General features: G+C 61.8%; 18 protein-coding genes. 9 read left to right on the plus strand and 9 right to left on the minus strand.

The genetic code is table 11. The annotated features are described in order from the left end of the window. The 4 genes from HMPREF3120_RS12335 to HMPREF3120_RS02255 form a co-directional block, all read left to right on the plus strand. Nucleotides 1-520: MetQ/NlpA family ABC transporter substrate-binding protein (locus HMPREF3120_RS12335; RefSeq protein WP_246815400.1), on the plus strand; the 520-nt coding region annotated here is incomplete at its 5' end. Then, the gene (locus HMPREF3120_RS02245) at nt 521-1549 is read left to right on the plus strand and encodes a methionine ABC transporter ATP-binding protein (RefSeq protein ID WP_070450483.1); all 1029 of its coding nucleotides are present in this window, start codon (nt 521-523) and stop codon (nt 1547-1549) included. It begins immediately after the preceding gene. Continuing rightward, nucleotides 1546-2226, plus strand: coding sequence for a methionine ABC transporter permease (locus HMPREF3120_RS02250; protein ID WP_070450487.1), 681 nt, complete (start codon nt 1546-1548; stop codon nt 2224-2226). The genes HMPREF3120_RS02245 and HMPREF3120_RS02250 overlap by 4 nt, the downstream gene beginning before the upstream one ends. Before the next feature lie 11 nt (nt 2227-2237). Then, on the plus strand, nt 2238-3008 hold the full coding sequence (locus HMPREF3120_RS02255; RefSeq protein WP_070450490.1) for an HAD hydrolase family protein: 771 nt from the start codon (nt 2238-2240) through the stop codon (nt 3006-3008). Between the two features lie 12 nt (nt 3009-3020). Here the strand turns inward: HMPREF3120_RS02255 and HMPREF3120_RS02260 are convergent, their stop codons facing one another. Further along, nucleotides 3021-3902, minus strand: coding sequence for a sucrase ferredoxin (locus tag HMPREF3120_RS02260; RefSeq protein WP_070450493.1), 882 nt, complete (start codon nt 3900-3902; stop codon nt 3021-3023). Nucleotides 3903-4043: 141 nt separating this feature from the next. On the opposite strand from HMPREF3120_RS02260, the gene HMPREF3120_RS02265 reads away from it, so the two are divergent. Next, nucleotides 4044-4631 (plus strand): AMIN-like domain-containing (lipo)protein, encoded by a 588-nt coding sequence (locus HMPREF3120_RS02265; RefSeq protein WP_070422796.1) that lies wholly within the window; start codon nt 4044-4046, stop codon nt 4629-4631. Nucleotides 4632-4651: 20 nt separating this feature from the next. Here HMPREF3120_RS02265 and HMPREF3120_RS02270 read toward each other — a convergent pair whose 3' ends face one another. Next, complete coding sequence (locus HMPREF3120_RS02270) at nt 4652-6205, minus strand: Y-family DNA polymerase (RefSeq protein ID WP_070450496.1); 1554 nt, start codon at nt 6203-6205, stop codon at nt 4652-4654. Beyond that, nucleotides 6202-6939: a hypothetical protein gene (locus HMPREF3120_RS02275; protein WP_246815401.1), complete on the minus strand. Its 738-nt coding sequence runs from the start codon at nt 6937-6939 to the stop codon at nt 6202-6204. Before HMPREF3120_RS02275 ends, HMPREF3120_RS02270 begins: the two co-directional genes overlap by 4 nt. Nucleotides 6940-7144: 205 nt before the next feature. Between HMPREF3120_RS02275 and HMPREF3120_RS02280 the strand changes: the two genes are divergently transcribed. From HMPREF3120_RS02280 to HMPREF3120_RS02290, 3 genes are read left to right on the plus strand one after another with little or no spacing between them, the layout of a single operon-like run. Continuing rightward, nucleotides 7145-8269 carry a helix-turn-helix domain-containing protein gene (locus HMPREF3120_RS02280; protein ID WP_070450502.1) on the plus strand — a complete coding sequence of 375 codons (1125 nt, stop codon included), beginning with the start codon at nt 7145-7147 and terminating at the stop codon, nt 8267-8269. Beyond that, nucleotides 8266-8730, plus strand: coding sequence for a DUF4411 family protein (locus HMPREF3120_RS02285; protein WP_070450505.1), 465 nt, complete (start codon nt 8266-8268; stop codon nt 8728-8730). Before HMPREF3120_RS02280 ends, HMPREF3120_RS02285 begins: the two co-directional genes overlap by 4 nt. Before the next feature lies 1 nt (nt 8731). Next, entirely contained in the window at nt 8732-9148 is a 417-nt protein-coding gene (locus tag HMPREF3120_RS02290) for a hypothetical protein (RefSeq protein ID WP_070450508.1), read from the plus strand. Between the two features lie 91 nt (nt 9149-9239). Here HMPREF3120_RS02290 and HMPREF3120_RS02295 read toward each other — a convergent pair whose 3' ends face one another. Further along, a complete protein-coding gene (locus HMPREF3120_RS02295; RefSeq protein WP_070450510.1) occupies nt 9240-10631 on the minus strand; it encodes an RNA-binding domain-containing protein in 1392 nt (463 codons plus the stop codon). A 190-nt stretch (nt 10632-10821) separates the two neighbouring features. On the opposite strand from HMPREF3120_RS02295, the gene HMPREF3120_RS02300 reads away from it, so the two are divergent. Further along, nucleotides 10822-11334 carry a PspC domain-containing protein gene (locus HMPREF3120_RS02300; RefSeq protein ID WP_168156397.1) on the plus strand — a complete coding sequence of 171 codons (513 nt, stop codon included), beginning with the start codon at nt 10822-10824 and terminating at the stop codon, nt 11332-11334. On the opposite strand, the gene HMPREF3120_RS02305 is transcribed toward HMPREF3120_RS02300, so the two are convergent. Genes HMPREF3120_RS02305 through HMPREF3120_RS02325 form a run of 5 tightly spaced genes read right to left on the minus strand, consistent with a single transcriptional unit; the run spans nt 11331 to nt 17677 of the window. Continuing rightward, nucleotides 11331-12551: an alkylhydroperoxidase domain protein gene (locus tag HMPREF3120_RS02305; protein WP_070450515.1), complete on the minus strand. Its 1221-nt coding sequence runs from the start codon at nt 12549-12551 to the stop codon at nt 11331-11333. The two genes, HMPREF3120_RS02300 and HMPREF3120_RS02305, sit on opposite strands and share 4 nt — an antisense overlap. Then, nucleotides 12544-14157 (minus strand): dipeptide ABC transporter ATP-binding protein, encoded by a 1614-nt coding sequence (locus HMPREF3120_RS02310; RefSeq protein ID WP_070450518.1) that lies wholly within the window; start codon nt 14155-14157, stop codon nt 12544-12546. Before HMPREF3120_RS02310 ends, HMPREF3120_RS02305 begins: the two co-directional genes overlap by 8 nt. Further along, nucleotides 14154-15041 (minus strand): ABC transporter permease, encoded by an 888-nt coding sequence (locus tag HMPREF3120_RS02315; RefSeq protein WP_070450521.1) that lies wholly within the window; start codon nt 15039-15041, stop codon nt 14154-14156. Before HMPREF3120_RS02315 ends, HMPREF3120_RS02310 begins: the two co-directional genes overlap by 4 nt. Beyond that, complete coding sequence (locus HMPREF3120_RS02320) at nt 15038-16030, minus strand: ABC transporter permease (RefSeq protein ID WP_070450524.1); 993 nt, start codon at nt 16028-16030, stop codon at nt 15038-15040. Before HMPREF3120_RS02320 ends, HMPREF3120_RS02315 begins: the two co-directional genes overlap by 4 nt. Next, the gene (locus HMPREF3120_RS02325; protein ID WP_070450527.1) at nt 16031-17677 is read right to left on the minus strand and encodes a TIGR04028 family ABC transporter substrate-binding protein; all 1647 of its coding nucleotides are present in this window, start codon (nt 17675-17677) and stop codon (nt 16031-16033) included. Between the last annotated feature and the right edge of the window lie 93 nt (nt 17678-17770).

Below are 17770 nucleotides of genomic sequence, written 5' to 3' on the forward strand. Positions count from 1 at the left end.
GAAGGACCACGACTCGCTCGACGGCATCGAGGGCACCGAAATCGCTGTCCCGAACGACCCGTCCAACCAGGGTCGCGCGATCAACGTGCTGGTCCAGGCTGGTTTGCTGAAGCTGCGCGAAGGCGCGCCGAAGCTCACCCCGACCCCGGCGGACATCGATAAGGATGCCTCCAAGGTCAAGGTTGTCGCTGTGGATGCGTCGCAGACGCCGAACGCCTACAACGAAGGCCGCCCGGCTGTGATCAACAACAACTGGCTGGCACGCGCAGGTATCGACCCGGCTTCCTCGGTCGCGGCCGACGATCCGAACTCCGAGCTTGCGGAGCCGTACATCAACGTATTCACTGTCTCAGGCGATGACCTGGACAACGAGACGTACGCCAAGTTGGTCGACGTCTGGCAGTCGCCGGAGGTCACCGCAGCGCTTGACGAGGATTCCAACGGCACCGCCGTGCAGGTCCAGCGCAGCAAGGAGGAGCTCAACGAGATCCTCGACCGACTTGTGGAGGAGTACAAGTAAATGACAACAACCGGCACCCGGATTGAGTTCCGGAACGTATCCAAGGTTTTCAAAACCAAAGAGCGCGAGGTCAAGGCCGTCGATGACGTCACCTTGACCGTCGAGCCAGGCGAAATCCTCGGAGTGATCGGCTACTCGGGTGCCGGCAAGTCAACGCTTGTCCGCCTCATTAACGGCCTTGACATGCCAACCTCGGGCGAATTGCTTCTCGACGACACCAACGTCGCCGGTATGCCCGAGCGCAAACTCCGGGAGATCCGCCGCAACGTCGGCATGATCTTCCAGCAGTTCAATCTCTTTTCCTCCCGTACCGCAGCGGGCAACATCGAATACCCGCTGAAACTGGCCGGTGTGGACAAGAAGGAACGTAAGCGTCGCGTTGCTGAACTGCTCGACTTCGTCGGTCTGTCTGACCGTGGCGAGAACTACCCGGAGCAGCTCTCCGGTGGCCAGAAGCAGCGCGTCGGCATCGCGCGAGCACTTGCGACCAACCCGTCGCTGTTGCTTGCCGACGAAGCCACGTCCGCCCTCGACCCCGAAACCACCCACGAGGTGCTCGGAGTGCTGCGTCGCGTCAACGAAGAACTCGGTATCACCATCGTGGTGATCACCCACGAAATGGATGTCATCCGAGCCATCGCCGACAAGGTTGCCGTAATGGAGAACGGCCGTGTTGTGGAGTACGGCGGTGTCTACGACGTCTTCGCCAACCCGCAGACCCCCGTCGCGCAGCGTTTCGCAGCGACGAGCCTGCGCAACACCCCCGATGATGTTGAGCGCGCCGAACTGCTGACCAAGCCTGGCCGCCTGTTCACCGTGGATCTTTCCGAGGACTCCGGGTTCTTCGGCGCCGCCGAGACCGCCCGCACGCGCGGTGTTGTCATCGAGCCGGTCCACGCTGGCATCACTACTCTGCAGGAACGTTCGTTTGGCAAGATGACCGTCCGCCTCAATGGCGACGACGCCGCTATCAACGAGTTCCTGGCCACACTGCAGCGCAGCACCGAGATTGAGGAGATCACCCGATGACCGAATACCTGCTCGCTGAACCGAACTGGGACAACCTCGGCCCCACCTTCCTCGACGCCATCGGCGACACCCTGTGGATGGTCGCCATCACCATGGTTGTCGGCGGATTCCTCGGCCTGGTGTTGGGCATGTTGCTCTACACCACCCGCCCGGGCGGCATCCTGCGCAACAACGTGGTCTACACCCTGATCAACGTTGCGGTGAACTTCTTCAGGCCAATCCCGTTCATCATCATGATCGCGATGCTGTACCCACTGACCCTGGAGGTCGTGGGCACTACCATCGGCCGCGCTGCCGCAACGTTCGTGATGTGTTTCTCTGCCACGTTCACCGTGGCGCGCATCGTGGAGCAAAACCTCGTCGCCATCGACCCCGGTGTTATCGAGGCCGCCCGCTCCATGGGTGCCGGCCCCTGGAAGATCATCACCTCGGTGATCCTGCCGGAGGCACTCGGCCCGCTGATCCTGGGCTACACCTTCATCTTCATCGCGGTTATCGATATGTCCGCAATGGCCGGCTACATCGGCGGTGGCGGCGTTGGTGACTTTGCCATTGTCTACGGTTACCGCGCCTTCGAACCGCAAGTCACCTGGGCTGCAGTCCTGGTCATCGTGGTCATCGTCCAGCTCGCTCAGTTCCTGGGCAACTGGCTGTCCAAGAAGGTCATGCGCCGGTAGATTGAAGTGCCATGAAGGTAGCGGCGTTCGACTTCGATGGCACTCTCCACCACCCTCCCCACGGTTTCGACCAGGAGGATATCGCCGCGATAGATGCCTGGCGTAACGCCGGGCATCTTGCCATTTCTGCCACCGGACGCTCCCGCACAGCACTCGCCCACGGCATGGCCGGCAGCACGCTAGCGTTCGACTACCAGGTGCTGTCCAACGGTGCATCAGCTACCGACGGCGCCAACCGCGACCTGCTCTTCAGCCACGAACTCGACGGTGCCGTCTTGCGCGCCGCCGTGGAACATTTCGGGGAGCGCGAGGGACTGGCTATTTTCGGCACCACCATCGGACGTGTCGACGGCGTGTTTGCCAACAACACCGGCCGTACCCACGACTTCACGGCTCACTTCACGCCGATGGGGATTCGCGACATCCCGGACCACCAGTTCGCTGTCATTCCGTTCTGGATTCCTGACAACGACGCGCTGCGCGCCGAAGTCATCGCCTGGGCCACCAAACTCGGCGACGTAGAAGTTGCCCAAAACCAGGACTACATCGATCTCATGGCACCGGGCCGGTCGAAAGGCTCCGGCATCCTCGAGCTGTTCGAGGTACTCGGCATCAACCGCGATGACGTTGAGCTCTACACGTTCGGCGATTCCTGGAACGACCTGACCATGCATACCCTCGCCGATCACTCGCACAGTTTCCACCACTCCCCCGCCGACGTGAAAGCAGCCACCGACCACGTCATCGGGTCGGTGTCTGAAGTCCTCGGCGAGTACATGTAGGGCCTAGCTTCCCTAACGCTCCTGCACGTTTACCGCGACCCAGGCGGTGCCTTCCTTGGGGGCCTTGCCGCAGGAATCGACAATCCCGCTGACCGGACGCTTTTCCAGTTCGACGACGTATTCCCTACCGGCGGTGGTGACGTTGACGGTGGCGGTGGTGTCGTCGATACGCACAGGCTCAACGTCGAACTCCCCGTAACGAGGCTCAGCGACCTCGCTGGCAACAGCAATCTCGGCCACCTGCTCCACCGGACTGAGCGTGCCGCGCCCGCGATTGCCGGGTACGAAGTATTCGCCCCGCTTCGCGGCTGTGAGCATCGCGTCGGTGGCTTCCACGTTCATGCGGCCGAAACTATACGCCCACGGCATGAGCAGCATGGTTGCGGCAAAGCGGTGGCCCTTGATGTGGGAGACCTCCCACGCAACGTCGTTGCCCGGGCCGAATGGGTAGCGCTCGTGCAGCGCGTTGACCAGCGGGCGCCCCTTTACGGCGCAGCAGACATCGCGCTTGGCATGGGTGCAGATCAGCAGCAGCGGACGTTCCCGTCGCTTCCCACCGTTTTTGCCAGGCCCTGACAGGTCGAGATCCAGGATTGCTTCTGGTCCGTCGACGTGGAGGACCTCGGTGATGCCTTCGTCGGCAAAGACGAGGTAGAGGTGGTGGTCCTTAATGTGTCGGCCTTCGCGCGTTGGGTGGCGAATGAGCAGCAAGGACGCGTCGTATTCGTCGAGGTGTTTGGAGATTTTGGGGGTGATTTCTTCGCCAAGTGCGGCGTTGGAAATCACGTCGCGGGGCCACGGGTCGGGCCACTCAAAGATGACGTAGGTAGCGCCGGGCTTGGCGGTGCCGGGCAGCGGTTCAACCTCAACATCTGAGCAAGGCAATTGTCGCATGTCACCACCATAGCCAAGCTTGGCCTAACTTATTAGATGACCCATTTGAACAACATTCACTTCTGTAACAGTTAGATAACCTTTTGGGTATTTCGCTCTGAGGCTTTTGTTCTGATTCCTCCTGCTGGTTACGGTGGCTTAATGCAAAAAAATTCCGGTTCCTTCCGCGCTGCGGTCGTGGGCGCTTGCGTAGCGACGATCGCTGCCTGCACCGCCTGCACCACACCCAGCTTCGGGGCCGGCGAAACGGTGGCCAGCAGCTTGTCCGCCAGCTCTCCGCGTCTGAAACCGTTGGGCAACGCTGACCCGTCTCCGAAGACGCAGCGCCCGTCGGCACCGTCACAGCTTGTGGTCACCGCGGTCCGTGTTGGCGCACATGAGGGATTCGACCGCGTCGTGGTGGATCTTGGGGGCGACGGGGATCCGGGTTGGTTTGTGGATTACACCTCCACCCCGATGCAGGAGACCACCGGCCAGCCGTTGAAGGTTGCGGGTAACGCGTTTTTGAACATCAACGTCGACGGCACCGTTTATCCGTTTGAGATGGGTAAGGATTCCGATGTTGAGGTGAAGATGGCGGGCGATACTGGCAACGTCATCGACGTGATCAGCGCTGGCACCTATGAGGGCCGTAGCCAGGTCGTGGTGGGTCTGCGCTCTGCTTTGCCGTATTCGGTGCAGGTGTTGGAGGACCCGAAGCGCGTGGTCGTCGACATCGTCCAGAACTAATCGCACCGCTCACCCCACCGTTAGTACACCGCCTCGACACGCCAGCTGCGTCTGCTCCACACAAGGAGCCACCCTGTCACCGCGCCGTCTGGCCCGCCTTCGCGCCCGACCACCTGCATGCGCGCAAGCCGTCCTGTGGCCCCTTCGGTTTGGGCCCACCATCCTTCATCCACGGGCCACGGCCCGGCCCAGCCGGTAACCAGAAACCGGCGATCGCCCCAGGCCAGGGCGTACGGCGTGGTTGAGAGCAGTACTTCGGCGGTGACGATGACGGGGGTTGCGGTGTCGTCGATAAGCGCGATGCGCGAGGCGGGGTGCTCGATGCCGCCACCGAGGCGCGCAGGCAGCGGTGCTGGGATTGCTCCGGGCCAGGACAGCTTGTCGACGACCGGCCCCGCCTCCCCGTACGGCACCATCTGCACCCGTTCTGCCACGCCACGGCCGCCGACGAGCCGGGGTTGGAGCACCGCGTCGATGCCGAGTTGGGATTGCACGCGTTCCACGACGCGGCGGGCGGTGTCGGTGGAGGCGCCGTCGGCCCACAGTTCGCCGACGGGTTCGGGCGCGGCGAGTTCGAGTGGTTCCAGGATGAGACTTGTAATTTCGCCTGCGCCGCCGCCAGTGAGCCAGCCGTCGAGTTGCCAGCGCACACGGTCGGCGGTGGCGGCCTCGGTGAGTGCTTCGCGGGTGCGCCAGACGCGTTCGACGCGGGTGCCGTCGCCAAGTTCGGCCGTCACTTTCAGCCGCAGGCAGTTCCGCCCCGTTTCTTTCAGCCGTTCGTGCAGGCTAGCGGCCAGTGCACGGGCGGCGAACGCGGCAGCATCAACTCGGTCGATCGGGTCCTCCGGAGTGATCGCCACCGCGAGGTCCTCCACGGGAATTTCGGGCGCGACGCGGCGGTCCGGCGTGGCTGCGGCGATCCGGTAGATGAGCATCCCGGACTGGCCGAAGCGCGTGGTGACAGCCGCCGGAGGCAGCGCCGCCAACTGCCCGAGCGTGGAAATCCCCAACTGCCCCAACGCCCGCACCGTGTCCATGTCCGCGCCAAGTGCTTCCTCAGCAACGAGCACACCGAGCGGCTGGTCTGCCAGGAACGTCGCCGATTGCCCCTGCGCCACCACGTCAGACGAGCGCGAGGCGATCACTGCGGTGGCGATCTCGTCGGCGGCACCGGCAAGGGCGTCGATGCCGCGGCGCGAGGCGGCGTCGATAAGCATCTCAAGCGCACGGTCCTCACTGCCGTGGAACTTCCCCGCGGCCTCAAGGTCTGCAACGACAAGGCCTGGACGCAGTACTTCTACGCTCGCCGCGACGTCGTCGAGCCCCGCTGCAAGTGCTGCGAACATCCGGCCGTCGCGGTCGGTGTTGTCCTCCACCACCGTCAGCTCCGGCGCTGCCGCCTGTGCGTTTCGCACCCGCATCCCACGCCGGATGCCCACTTGGCGGGCTGCCTGCGAGCACGCCTTCACTCTGTGGTGCGCAGCAATCGCAATGGGTTCTACCAACTCGTCGCCGGACTCCAACTTCGCGGCCTGCACGGGCCAGTCCGGGAACCACAACGCCGCAACCCTCATGTGACCAGTCGCAGCTTTCGCCTATCGACGACCCGCTCACCACCAGCACCCAACGTCACCCGTGCACTCGCCGGCCGGTACCCCTTGCCCTCTGCGCGGACATCGAAATCGATCCCGGTAATGCGCCCTGTCCCTCGGCCGATGCCGTGAAATTGTGCGAGCGTGCCCGTCAGTGTGAGCGCCGGCGACGGCACCGCAACGTTGACGCACACAAGCGCTGCCTGGCCTTTCCGTATCCTGGCCAGCAGCGGCCGGGCGCGCACCGGCGACAATTCCAGAGCACTACGAGTACGCAACACCACCAGGTCAAGCCCTTCGGCGAGCACGCCCGCCACCGAGAGGTCGTCAATACCCGGCTCTGGCACCGCAACGACCCGCTCAAGTGCATCGGCGCCGATCGCGGCATACGACAACTCCGGCCAGCCCACCACGCCAGCGCGCCCACCGGCTTCCACCACCTGGCCGATGAGCTCCACGATCAGCGCCGGGGTGTCGCTGACGTGCGTGACCGCCCTTCGCGCCAAGCCACCATTCGGCAACACAGTCGAAAGACCACCGCTGATCGTGAGCACCTCAGTATCAGCCGCAATCTCCTGAGGGACCTCCCCGCCGAGCGCAGCCATGCGCGCACGCAGCTCCGCGATCTGCTCAGCACGCGTCGGCTGAGCAGGCGCTTCACCCGCTTCATGCAGGTGCGCCGCCGCAGAAGACGCTCGAATAGGTGTTCCACTCACGTCAGTTAGTATGCACCCCGGGGTCGACGCAGGCAACGCCCCTGGTCGAACAGGCTTGCTAAATTATTTTCAACTTCTTTTCGCTGTTCAAGGAATGAAAGTCTTTCACGCGAATCAGCTTTTGTATACGCATTGAACCAGATTGAGTACGCTCAGCAGCATCATTTCCTATCCGAACATTCGCACAGCTGAAGGAGGCAGACTGATGGAGCGGGTTCCAATTCAACCGCAAACGCTCGCATGGGCACGTCAGGTATCTGGTCTCACAGTAAGCGAGCTAGCAAATGCAATCGGAGTGAAGGCAAAGCAGATTGACGCCTTTGAAACCGGCACCGCGAAGCCAACGTTCAAACAACTGGTCAATGTAGCGAAAAAGCTCGACCGCACACCCGCATTTTTCTTCACCGAACCGCCAGCCCAAGCAGATGTCCCCCCTACGGTTGATTTCCGGCAGTCCCCCGAAGCCGATGGGCTCGACGCAGCCACCACTAAAGCGCTGCGAAGGGCGGAACGCTACCGCGAGATCATGCTGGAGTACAGCCAACCTTCTCACGCCGGAATCACATTCCCTACCGCTTTTCACTGGGGCACAGAGCAGCAGGCAGCAGCAGCGATGCGTTCTCTGTTGGAGCTCGAGCCTTCTTTTGTTCCTACCGGACCAACAAAGGACGCTGGCTTCAAAATGTGGCGCGACCTTTTGGAAAACCATGGGATCATGGTGTTCCAAACTTCGGATGTGGAACGTGGAGTCTTCCGCGGCCTCTCTGTCTATCACGACGTGTTACCGATTGTTCTACTCAACGGAAAAGACAGCTCTGCAGGAAAGACGTTTACCCTTTTCCATGAATTGGGCCACCTCATCAACCGCAGCAGCGGGTTGTGCTTGCTCGAGGAGACCGACACTGAAGAAGCGTTAGTTAACTCTTTCGCTGCACACTTTCTTATGCCAGGGGCAGCAGTTTCGGAGAAACTATCTGGTCTAGATAGCGATGACCTCGTCGGCGTAATTGCCACCCATTTCAAGGTAAGCCGGATTGCTGCGGCTATTCGGCTCAAAAACCTCGGTGTGGTCAACGAATCGGCCGTGAAACGTGAAATGTCGTTAAGCAATTCCACATGGAAACAAGAACACGACCAGATGAAAAAGAAAGAAGCCGGGCCAGCATATTGGCGGATGCGTTACCGGGATCTCGGCGCAACGTACGTGGGCACGGTGGCTCGTGCGTTAGAAGAAGAGAAAATTAGCATTCTCGATGCATCGTATTTCCTCGATTCGCGTGTACCAACCGTCGACAAGCTGATTGATACCTATCGAAGTGAGGCAGGATGACTTCCTACACCTTCGATGCCAACATCTTGATCAACATGGAGCGTTGGTATCCCCGCGAACATTTCGCGAGTGTTTGGAGCAATGTCGAAGAGTTGATCACAGATGGTCGCGCCTGCATTTGCGGGATGGTCGAAGAAGAGATCAAGCGAGGCACCGACGACCTTCACAAATGGACAAGATCCATTGATGAATTCGTCCATCCACACACGGAGCAGGACTATGAGATAGCAGCCAAAATCTCAACCGTTCACCCAGACTGGGTAGTTGAGAAACAAAACGCCGCTGATCCCTTCATCATCGCGCATGCAGCAACCGAGGGGTCGATCCTCGTGACTCAGGAAACAAGAAAGGGACCCGGAGTTCAAGGCCGGAATTTGAAGATTCCCAATGCCGCCGACGAGCATGGTGTCACATGCATCAATTTTTTCGGCCTACTCAAGGCTGAGAACTGGAGGTTCTGACATGATCCCGATCAGCGCCAACGAGGTCCGTAGCCGCGTCACTCCGATCCCCACGCCCGCCGTCGTGCGCGCGCTGGGTTCGCTGGCCGTGGGTGGTTCCGTCGGCGTGATGGTGTCCGAAGCACCGCTGGGCATCAAGGCGATCACAGCGCTGGTCTGCGTTGTTGTTGCTATCGCGGTGACGTGGCTGCACCCCTACCGGAAGCAGATTGCGGCGTTTGCTGAGGAGAAAAATGTCAGCAGGGTGCCGTCGATAAGCATGGTTGTGCCACTCATGGTGTGGTGGCTTGTGCTCATGATGGGCCCGCTGGTGCACTGGTCCGCAGTGGCGGGGCTGCTGGTCGGCATCCTTGCGGCAGTGGCGGCGTGGTTGCTGTACCCGCACGTGGACGGCACGCGGCGCCTCGCGTACGCATAGAACTACTAGAAAGAATCTACTCGAAAGGCTTTCTAGTAGACAAGTTTTCGCAGCTCAACCTAGAAACATTCCCTTTCGAGTAGCTTTCGAGCTACCGCAAAGGCCCTTCCAAAAGCCATACCGCCCGAGGGTCCCGCGGACCCTTACCGCGCCATTGAATAAGGCCCTCCTCCCGCAGCGCTTTCAACGCGCGGCGGGCAGGGGGATTCGAAATCCCCAAAGCATCTGCAACCTCTCCCGTAGACATTGGCCTGCCTTTCGCTTGCATGACTGACAGGACGCTGCCGGCGTGAGGCGGGAGGGAGTCCGCAGTCTTCGGATCAAGCCGTTGAACCGCCTTCAACGTGAGCAGAACACTTCCGCTCGTCTGCTGGTAAATCGGGTCAGCAAACCCCACTCGCCGCATACCTGCAAACATACGGCGGATACCCTCGCCGAGTTCTTGACCAATCCGAAGCTCTGCCGTCACCCGCGCAATGAGAGGATTGCGTGCAAATCGAGCAATAGATTCTGGTCGTGTGGGGTCCACCAAACCGGGAAAGCGCCCCGGACTCGAAACTTCGATGCGAGATGGATAGATCTCGAACCGCACATGGTCACCAGCCATGCTGTACGACCGGTGAATGACAGCATTTACTAATCCCTCAAGCCAAACGTCGTTCGGGATGAGATTTTCATCCTCGAACAACCCCGAAGCACCCAGGCGCCGGACTTGCGGCAGCATCCCCTCAATCGCCCGCTGAGCAGCCCAAATTTGTTGTGGCAACGGCCCCTCAAACCGATCGTCGGCCAAAAGCTGTTGCTGATGCCCCGCGAGCCGCTCATCCTCACCGAACCGCAGAACACGGACATGCGCATTAGGGAAGAACTCTTGCGGGTCTTTACCGAAGAGCAAGAGTGCTGCTGTGCGGGGCCTACCTTCGCGGTCGATGAGATTTCTTGCTTTGAGAGCGTCTTCAGCGGAAGAAGAACCAATAACGTTGGCATATTCACCAACGACCTCCATATCGAGATCACCCATACCGACACGGGGCAGCACCGTCGCGTCGAACTGTTGCTCACCCTTGGTGTAACGCAGTTCGAGAATGCCGTCTGCATTCAGCAACCGAGATTCGTCGCCGACACGCAGGAAGCAGTCCCCCGACCGCAAATAATGCACATGCTCACTCGGGTCTACATGAAACAGGTAAACCTGCGCACCGTCGCCGATATCGAACGGCTCGATTCGAACGCGCACGGTTGGATCCGTGTGGTCGAGCGATGTTTGTCTCAGATCATTGTCCTGTTTAGGCGTCGGTGCCCCATCAAACTCCCGGTCAGTAATTCCGACAGCAATAATGCCGCCCTCCGCATTTGCCATGCCGACGATGGTTTTGGCGAGATCCTTCGGCTTGATGCGGAAAGACTTTCGCTCGAACCATTGATCTTCCGGCAGACGCAGAAGAAGGCTCGGGTCATCTCGGTAGTTTCTCTCTGGACGCACAGAAGGAATTCTACTCGAAAGGCTTTCTAGTAGACGAGTTTTCGCAGCTCAACCTAGAAACATTCCCTTTCGAGTAGCTTTCTAGTAGCTTTCTAGTAGCTTTCGAGCTACCGCAAAGGCCCTCGCACAGGCCCCGCCATTCTCGAGACCCCTGCTGCGAAGTCCGCCGGAGATACGGATAATGGCACGCATGGCTCAAACCTCATCGACATCGCTCAAGCACATGTGGGAAACCCGCCCGCGGCGCATCACGAAAGACCAAGGTGGTCGGGCCGTATTCGGCGGTGTGTGCACCGGTTTCGGTGCCCGCTACGGCTACGACCCGGTGGCGGTGCGTATCGCGTTTGTGCTCACCGGGTTTATTTTCGGCGGCGGCATCTTCGCATACCTGCTGTGCTGGCTGCTCATGCCGCGTCTTGGGGAGGACATGAGCCCGGGCCGGGCGATCTTTACCCGCAAGGATCAGCGCAGCCCCATCGAGCAGAAGGAGTGCCGCACCGGCTGGCTGCTTCTGCTCGGACTGATCATTTTCATCCCGGCGGCGGCTGACGCAGGCGATAACCGTGTGACCTTTGGCGTGTTCGTGGTGTTGCTGTTCATTTGGTTGTTCGCCTACGCCGAAAACCCGACGCCACCCGAGCAATGGCGTGCCGACGACCTCGTGTGGCGCGACCAGAAACGCCGCCGCAGGTTCAAGCGCTAGCGGTAGCGCTTCGGCACATCCGGCGCGCCGAGCGTGAGCATGAGACGGTTGGCCCAATTGAAGAAGGCCGACGAGTTGATCACGTCGATGATCGCCAGATCATCCAACCCGACCTCGCGCAATACCTCGACGTGCTCGGCACCGAATTCAAACGGGGTGCGGGTCAGCGCAACCGCAGCCTGGCGGATCGCGTCCCAGGCATCAGAGCCAAGGTCCGCCTCCACGCCTTCGTCCAGCAGGCGGTCGATCGCCTCCGCGTCGCCGCCTTCCTCCTTCGAACGTGCCTGGTGCACTGATGCGCAGTACTCGCAGCCGTTCAAACGGGAGGCGACGGTGGCGGCAAGTTCGCGCTCGGCACGGCCCAGGCCACCTTCGGTGTTGTAGAAGATGTCCAGGTCGGTCAGGGTGCGGGCTTTCAGCGCCTGCGGGTCGCGGGCGAGCAGACGGAAGTACTCCATGCCGATGCGTTCCGGCTTGATCAGGGCGTCGCGTTGCTCGTCGGTGAACTCGGAATCTTCAAGTGGTGCCACCCACGGCTTCCACCCCAGGGAGTGGTTGACAAACTTCTCGGGTGCGACGACCTCGGGTTGCAGGGTCACCGCAGCGGGCGTCCAGCCGGGATCGGCGACGCCGGCGGTGCGCTCAACAGCAGCATCCGCAACAGCAGCACCCGAACCACCCGCAGCCGCTCCCCCAGCCAGCACCTGCACACCGTGCACGACGCGCAGCTGGAACGCCACAAAGGAGATGAGTTGGCCGAGTGAGACGATCGCGTCCTCGGTGTAGCCAGTGGTCTGCAGGTGCCCGATCGCCGCGGGCGAGGCGTCCTTCGGGTGGAAGGTGAGCAGGTGGGCGAAGTCAAAGGCGGCGGCGAGCTGCCCCTCGCCGAAGGTGACAAAGTCCCCGCCTGCATACGGACCGGCGGACACACCTGCGCGCACCGCGTCTTCGACCACGGCAACGAGCGCCTCGTCTTCGTCGGCAAGCAAGTCCGCGTAGAACGCCGCGGCGCGCTGCGCACCGGAAATGCCGGCGACGAAAGCGGCGACGGCGTAGCGGGTGGATACCGGCAGGGCCTCGATCAGCGCCGGGTTGGCGGGCTCAAACAGGGCTGCGAAGCTGCGCTGGGCGTTTTCTACGGCTTCGGGTCGGCGGCGGCGCAGTTCGGCAAGGTCGGCCGGGGTTTCTGCGAGCAGGTCGATAATGTCGTTAGACAACAAACTCTCCTAACTGTCGGGCACGGAAGACGGTGCCGGGGATGGCGTCGATAAGTTCACGGGTGACGTCGTGGCGCGGGTGTGAGAACACCTTGTCGGTGGGGCCATATTCCACTTGTTGGCCGCGGCTGAACACGCTCACCGTATCCGAAATCTGGCGCACCACCGCCAGGTCGTGGGAGATGAACACGTAGGTCAGCCCCAGCTCGCGCTGGAGGTTTTCCAGCAGTTCCAGGATCTGTGCCTGCACGGTCACATCGAGCGCGGAAACGGCCTCGTCGAGCACCACGAGTTCCGGCTCAACGATCAGCGCGCGGGCGATAGCGACGCGTTGGCGCTGCCCGCCGGACAGTTGCGCAGGCGTGCGCGACGCAAAGCGTTCCGGGTCAAGCGCCACGCGCTCCAGGTATTCGTTGGCGCGCGCAAGGCTTTCGCGTTTCGACGTCCCCGCGAGGTTGCGCAGCGGCTCCGCCACAATCTCGCCGACCCGCATCTTCGGATCCAGCGATGAAAACGGGTTTTGGTACACCATCTGGATGCGGTTGCGGAACTGCCGCTTCTGCTTCGGGCTCAGCGTGGTCAGTTCCTCACCGTCGAGGGTGATGCTGCCCTCAGCAGGCTGGTTAAACATGGCGATCGTGCGGCCTGTGGTGGTTTTGCCGGAGCCGGACCCGCCCACCAGCGCGTGCGTGGAGCCGCGCGCGACCTCGAAGGAGATATCGGATACGGCGGTGAAATCGCCGTACTTCACGGCAAGGTTGTCCACGTGCAGGAGGGTGTCGGTGGTGACAGGGGGGCGTCGATACGCATTTGCCACGGACAGCGACGGCACGTTTGCCAGCAGGCGCTTGGAGTAGTCCTGTGTGGGGTTGGTCAGCACCGTGCTCACAGGACCGTGCTCGACGACGCGTCCGCGCTCCATGATGACCACGTCATCGGCGCGATCGCCCGCCACGGCAAGGTCGTGGGTGATGAAAATGACGCCCAGGCCCAACTCGGCACGCATCTCGTCGAGCAGGTCAAGGATGGTTTTTTGCACGGTCACGTCGAGTGCGGACGTGGGTTCGTCCGCAATGAGCACCTCGGGCTCGAGCGCCACCGCAGCCGCGATAAGCACGCGCTGCTTCATGCCGCCGGACAACTCGTGCGGGTACTGGTTGTAGCGCTTTTCAGGATCATCGATGCCGACGCGCTCAAGCAGGGCAATTGCTTGACGACGACGCGACGCCGCGTCCCCCACCCCATGAATCTCCAACCCATCCTCCACGGATGCGCCGATGGTTTTCAACGGGTTGAGCGAGTTGTTCGGATCCTGCGGGACCAAACCAATCTTTGCGCCGCGCAGCTGACGCCACTCGGCCGCGCTCAGGCTGGCAAGATCCTGGCCCTTAAACCGGATGGAGCCCGCGCGCACGTTGCCGGTGGGCCCCAACAAGTCGAGCGCCGCCATGGCGGAAGTGGTCTTGCCAGAGCCGGACTCGCCGACGATCGCGGTCATCTTGCCTGCCTCGACAGCAAACGCGATGTTTTCCACGGTCGGCTCGGCATCACCGTACGCAACGGTAAGGCTGTCAACTTCAAGCAGCGGTGTGGTTGCGGTACTCACTTCGCATCACCTTCTGTCTGAATGACCTGGGAGATGTGGTTGGTGGACATCACGGTGGCCACAATGGCCAGACCCGGCAGCACGATCAGCCACCAGGCGGTGGACATAAAGTCGCGGCCTTCCGCGATCAACAGTCCCCACTCCGGCACTGGTGGCGGTGCGCCGTAGCCCAGGAAGCCGAGGATGGACAACTGCAGGATTGCGGTACCAAACTGCAGCGCAGCCAGCGCCAACACTGGGGTCAGCGAGTTGGGCAGCACGTGGCGGAACAACACCTGGGTCTGGGTTGCGCCAGAGCCGTAGGCAGCCTCGACGAAGTCCGCACCGGCAATCTGGATCACCTGCGAACGGGCCAAACGAGCGAACGTGGCCACCGATGTCATACCGACCGCAAACGCCGCCTGCAGCGAACCGAAACCGGTGACGATGATGATGGACAGCGACAGCAAAATGCCCGGGATGGCCAGCAGCACGTCCACGAACCGCATCAGCACGGTCTCTACCCAGCCACGCTGCGTACCTGCAACAAGGCCAATCAAGGTGCCCAGGACCAGGCCGACCACCACGGCGATCAGTGCGCCGAGCAGCGACTGGCGTGCGCCGTAGACCACGCGGGAGTACACGTCGCGGCCCACGGCGTCGGTACCGAAGATGTGCTCACCGTTCGGTGCGAGCAGCGCCACATCCACGCCCTTGTACGGGTCGTAGGTGGCAAACACGCCCGGCAGCAACGCCCACAGGGCAGCGATGACCAGGACGATCAGCGACAGGATCGTCGCCGGCGAGCGCCACCGGCGGTTCTTGCGCGACTTCGCCCGCACGCCAGCGCGCGTATTCGCCCGAACAACAGGATTCGTTGCTGCTTGTGTTGTTTGTGTTGTCATCGGGCGCCCTCCTTCACGGCAGCCTGAGCGGTGCTCTTCTTAGCCTTGTTGCTCTGTGGCCCCGCATCCCGCAGTCGCACATCAAGCACCGGGTAGAGCAAGTCGACGATGAGGTTGATCAGCACGTACGCGGTCGCGGCGATAAGCACCACGCCCAGCAGGACCGGCATGTCGCGGCTGGACACCGCGTTGACGGTCAGGGAGCCCAAGCCTGCGCGGCCGAAGACGGTTTCGGTCACCACTGCTCCGCCGACAAGTTCGCCGAACAGCAGGCCGGCCATGGTGATGGCGGGCAGCAACGAGTTGCGCAGCACGTCGCGCCAGAAGATGCGGGCCTCGCTGGCACCGCGGGCGCGGATGACTTGGACGAATGGTTGGGCGCGGACGTCGTCGATAGACCGGATGAGCACCTGCATCAGTGGCGCCGCCATGGGCACGGCCAGGGTCAGCGACGGCAGGATGAGCCCCTCGAGCGGGGTCGGGTCGACCACGTTGACCCAGCCGAGTTGGAAGGAGAAGAACTGCAGCAGCAGGATCGCAATCCAGAAGCCTGGCAGCGACACCATGAACGACGGCAGCGCGCGGAAGAAATTACGCACCGCACCGCCGCCCGGCAGCGTGGCCACATAGGCGGTCAGCAGCGCGACGATGACGGCAAGACCGATCGAGGTCGCGGCCAGCGCAAAGGTGTGTGGTGCGGCGTCGACGATGAGGTCGAACACCGGCGTGCCCGAGGCAACCGAGAACCCCAGGTTGCCGGTAAACAGCCCGGCAAGGGTGGCCAGGTACTGCTCGACGAGCGGTTTATCCACGCCCATCTGCTCGCGGATCTCCTCGATCTCTGCCTGGGACAGCCCAAGCGCGGGGTCCGCATAGCGCGCAGCCACGCCGTCCGACGGCAGCGCAGACAGCAGGAAGAACGCAAGCGTGTAGGCAAGCAGTAGCACGAGCAGCGCCTGCCCAACGCGTTTCAGCACAGTGGTACTCATTTAGTTGTCCTCCCCATCACGGTCGAAGTACACCGAGTAGAAACTCGGGCGGGCCACCGATTCGGTAACAAAGCCCTTCACGTGTGGCGCAAGTGCGTACACCTGCGGCTCCTCAAACAACGGCAGCACGTAGGCCTGTTCTGTGAGGTAGTCCTGCACCGCCTTCGACGCGGCCGCACGGCCCGCATCGTCCGGTGTGGAAACCACCTTTTGCAACAACTCCTCGAGCTTGGCATCCACTGGGGTGCCATCTCCTGCGTTGTTCAGCAGCGAGTCGCGGCGGTTCACCGACAAGTGCGACTCAATCACGTCATAATCCGCACGCCCCACCATCGTGTGCATCAACTGCACGCGGTTGATGTCCTTCTGCGCTGCGTTTTGCGTGGCACGATCCCCGGCCACCATGTTCAGCTCAATACCCAGGTCACGCAGGTCCGACTGCACCATCGTGACAATCTCCTTCGAGCGCGGCTGCGGCAGCGCGTGGTTGACCGACAGGCTCAACCGCTGCCCGTCTTTCACGCGGATGCCGTCGGGGCCGGGGGTCCAGCCGGCGTCGTCGAGAAGCGCACGCGCCTGATCGGGATCGAACGTGTACGCGCCGGGCTGCTCCGCGTAGCCAAGGGCACTCGAGGTCATCGGCGCGGTGGCTAACGGGTAGGAATCCGACAGCAGAATGCGGACGATTTCCTCGCGGTTCACGCCATGAATAATCGCCTTGCGTACTCGAATGTCCTGCAGCAATGGGTGGTTGAAGCGGAAGGCAAACTGATTGTTCATACCGTTGGCTGCGGCAGCGACAATCTGCACGCCCTGGTCTTCCAGGTGGCGCTCTACCGGTGGGGAGATCGTGCGTGCGATATCCGCCTGGCCGGACAGCAGTGCGCCGGAGCGGACGGCTTCTTCGGCGGCCAGGGTGTAGTGGATGCCGTCGATACGCGCAGGTCCTTGGTGCTCGAGCGATGGTGGTGCCCAGTCGTAATCCTCGCGCGTTTTCAGCACGAGGTCAGTACCCAGCGTTTCACTATCGACGACAAAGGGGCCCGAACCGATCACATTCGCCGCCCCGCCTGGGCCGAAGTCCTCGTTGCGCAGCTGCAGGGAGGAATCCGCCAGCAGGCCCGCGTTGTACGAGGACGTAGCCTGCGCGAAGCCCGGAGAAGGTGCGGTGAAGTGGAAGCGAACCGTGTCCTCGTCGACGACTTCGCCGTAGTCGTAGTTGGAGATCTGCTCCGAGACGTTGAGCAGGCGATCCTTGTCGCCCTGGCCGTAGAGGTCGAAGTTGTCCACGATGTTCTGCGCCGTCATCGGTGTGCCGTCGGAGTAGGTCACATCCGTGCGGATATCGAAGGTGAACACGGTGGCGTCCTCGTTGATCTCCGGCAGGTCGGTGGCAATCCACGGCTGGAGTTCGAGCGTTTCAGGGTCTTGGTAGAGCAACCTGTCTGTTAGCTGATTGATCACACCGCCGTTGGGGTAAAACCCGGCAGCCGGCGGGTAGAGGCTGTTAAACCAGTTGGATTCCAGGTAGGTGAGCACATTGTCACCCTCTGCGTGAGATTCAGCGCCACCCCCTGCGGTGCAGCCGCTCAGCAGGGCAACTGCACCTACAAGTACAACTGGGGCCGCGACCGTTTTCTTCGGCACGTTATCGTCCTCTTTTCCCTTGTGGTTTTCGGCACCATACCACTTTTAGACAATTCGGTTCTTTCTTAATAGACTGCGCAGTCTATACACGTT

This window comes from Corynebacterium sp. HMSC11D10 (assembly GCF_001806995.1).
Taxonomy (GTDB): Bacteria; Actinomycetota; Actinomycetes; order Mycobacteriales; family Mycobacteriaceae; genus Corynebacterium; species Corynebacterium coyleae.

What these genes read in the sequence shown, in the direction of transcription:
- HMPREF3120_RS02315 (WP_070450521.1), bottom strand. Translation starts at nt 15,041, where the DNA reads ATGACAACACAAACAACACAAGCAGCAACGAATCCTGTTGTTCGGGCG.
- HMPREF3120_RS02320 (WP_070450524.1), bottom strand. Translation starts at nt 16,030, where the DNA reads ATGAGTACCACTGTGCTGAAACGCGTTGGGCAGGCGCTGCTCGTGCTA.
- HMPREF3120_RS02260 (WP_070450493.1), bottom strand. Translation starts at nt 3,902, where the DNA reads ATGCGACAATTGCCTTGCTCAGATGTTGAGGTTGAACCGCTGCCCGGC.
- HMPREF3120_RS02255 (WP_070450490.1), top strand. Translation starts at nt 2,238, where the DNA reads ATGAAGGTAGCGGCGTTCGACTTCGATGGCACTCTCCACCACCCTCCC.
- HMPREF3120_RS02290 (WP_070450508.1), top strand. Translation starts at nt 8,732, where the DNA reads ATGATCCCGATCAGCGCCAACGAGGTCCGTAGCCGCGTCACTCCGATC.
- HMPREF3120_RS02265 (WP_070422796.1), top strand. Translation starts at nt 4,044, where the DNA reads ATGCAAAAAAATTCCGGTTCCTTCCGCGCTGCGGTCGTGGGCGCTTGC.
- HMPREF3120_RS02300 (WP_168156397.1), top strand. Translation starts at nt 10,822, where the DNA reads ATGGCTCAAACCTCATCGACATCGCTCAAGCACATGTGGGAAACCCGC.
- HMPREF3120_RS02250 (WP_070450487.1), top strand. Translation starts at nt 1,546, where the DNA reads ATGACCGAATACCTGCTCGCTGAACCGAACTGGGACAACCTCGGCCCC.
- HMPREF3120_RS02280 (WP_070450502.1), top strand. Translation starts at nt 7,145, where the DNA reads ATGGAGCGGGTTCCAATTCAACCGCAAACGCTCGCATGGGCACGTCAG.
- HMPREF3120_RS02270 (WP_070450496.1), bottom strand. Translation starts at nt 6,205, where the DNA reads ATGAGGGTTGCGGCGTTGTGGTTCCCGGACTGGCCCGTGCAGGCCGCG.
- HMPREF3120_RS02245 (WP_070450483.1), top strand. Translation starts at nt 521, where the DNA reads ATGACAACAACCGGCACCCGGATTGAGTTCCGGAACGTATCCAAGGTT.
- HMPREF3120_RS02285 (WP_070450505.1), top strand. Translation starts at nt 8,266, where the DNA reads ATGACTTCCTACACCTTCGATGCCAACATCTTGATCAACATGGAGCGT.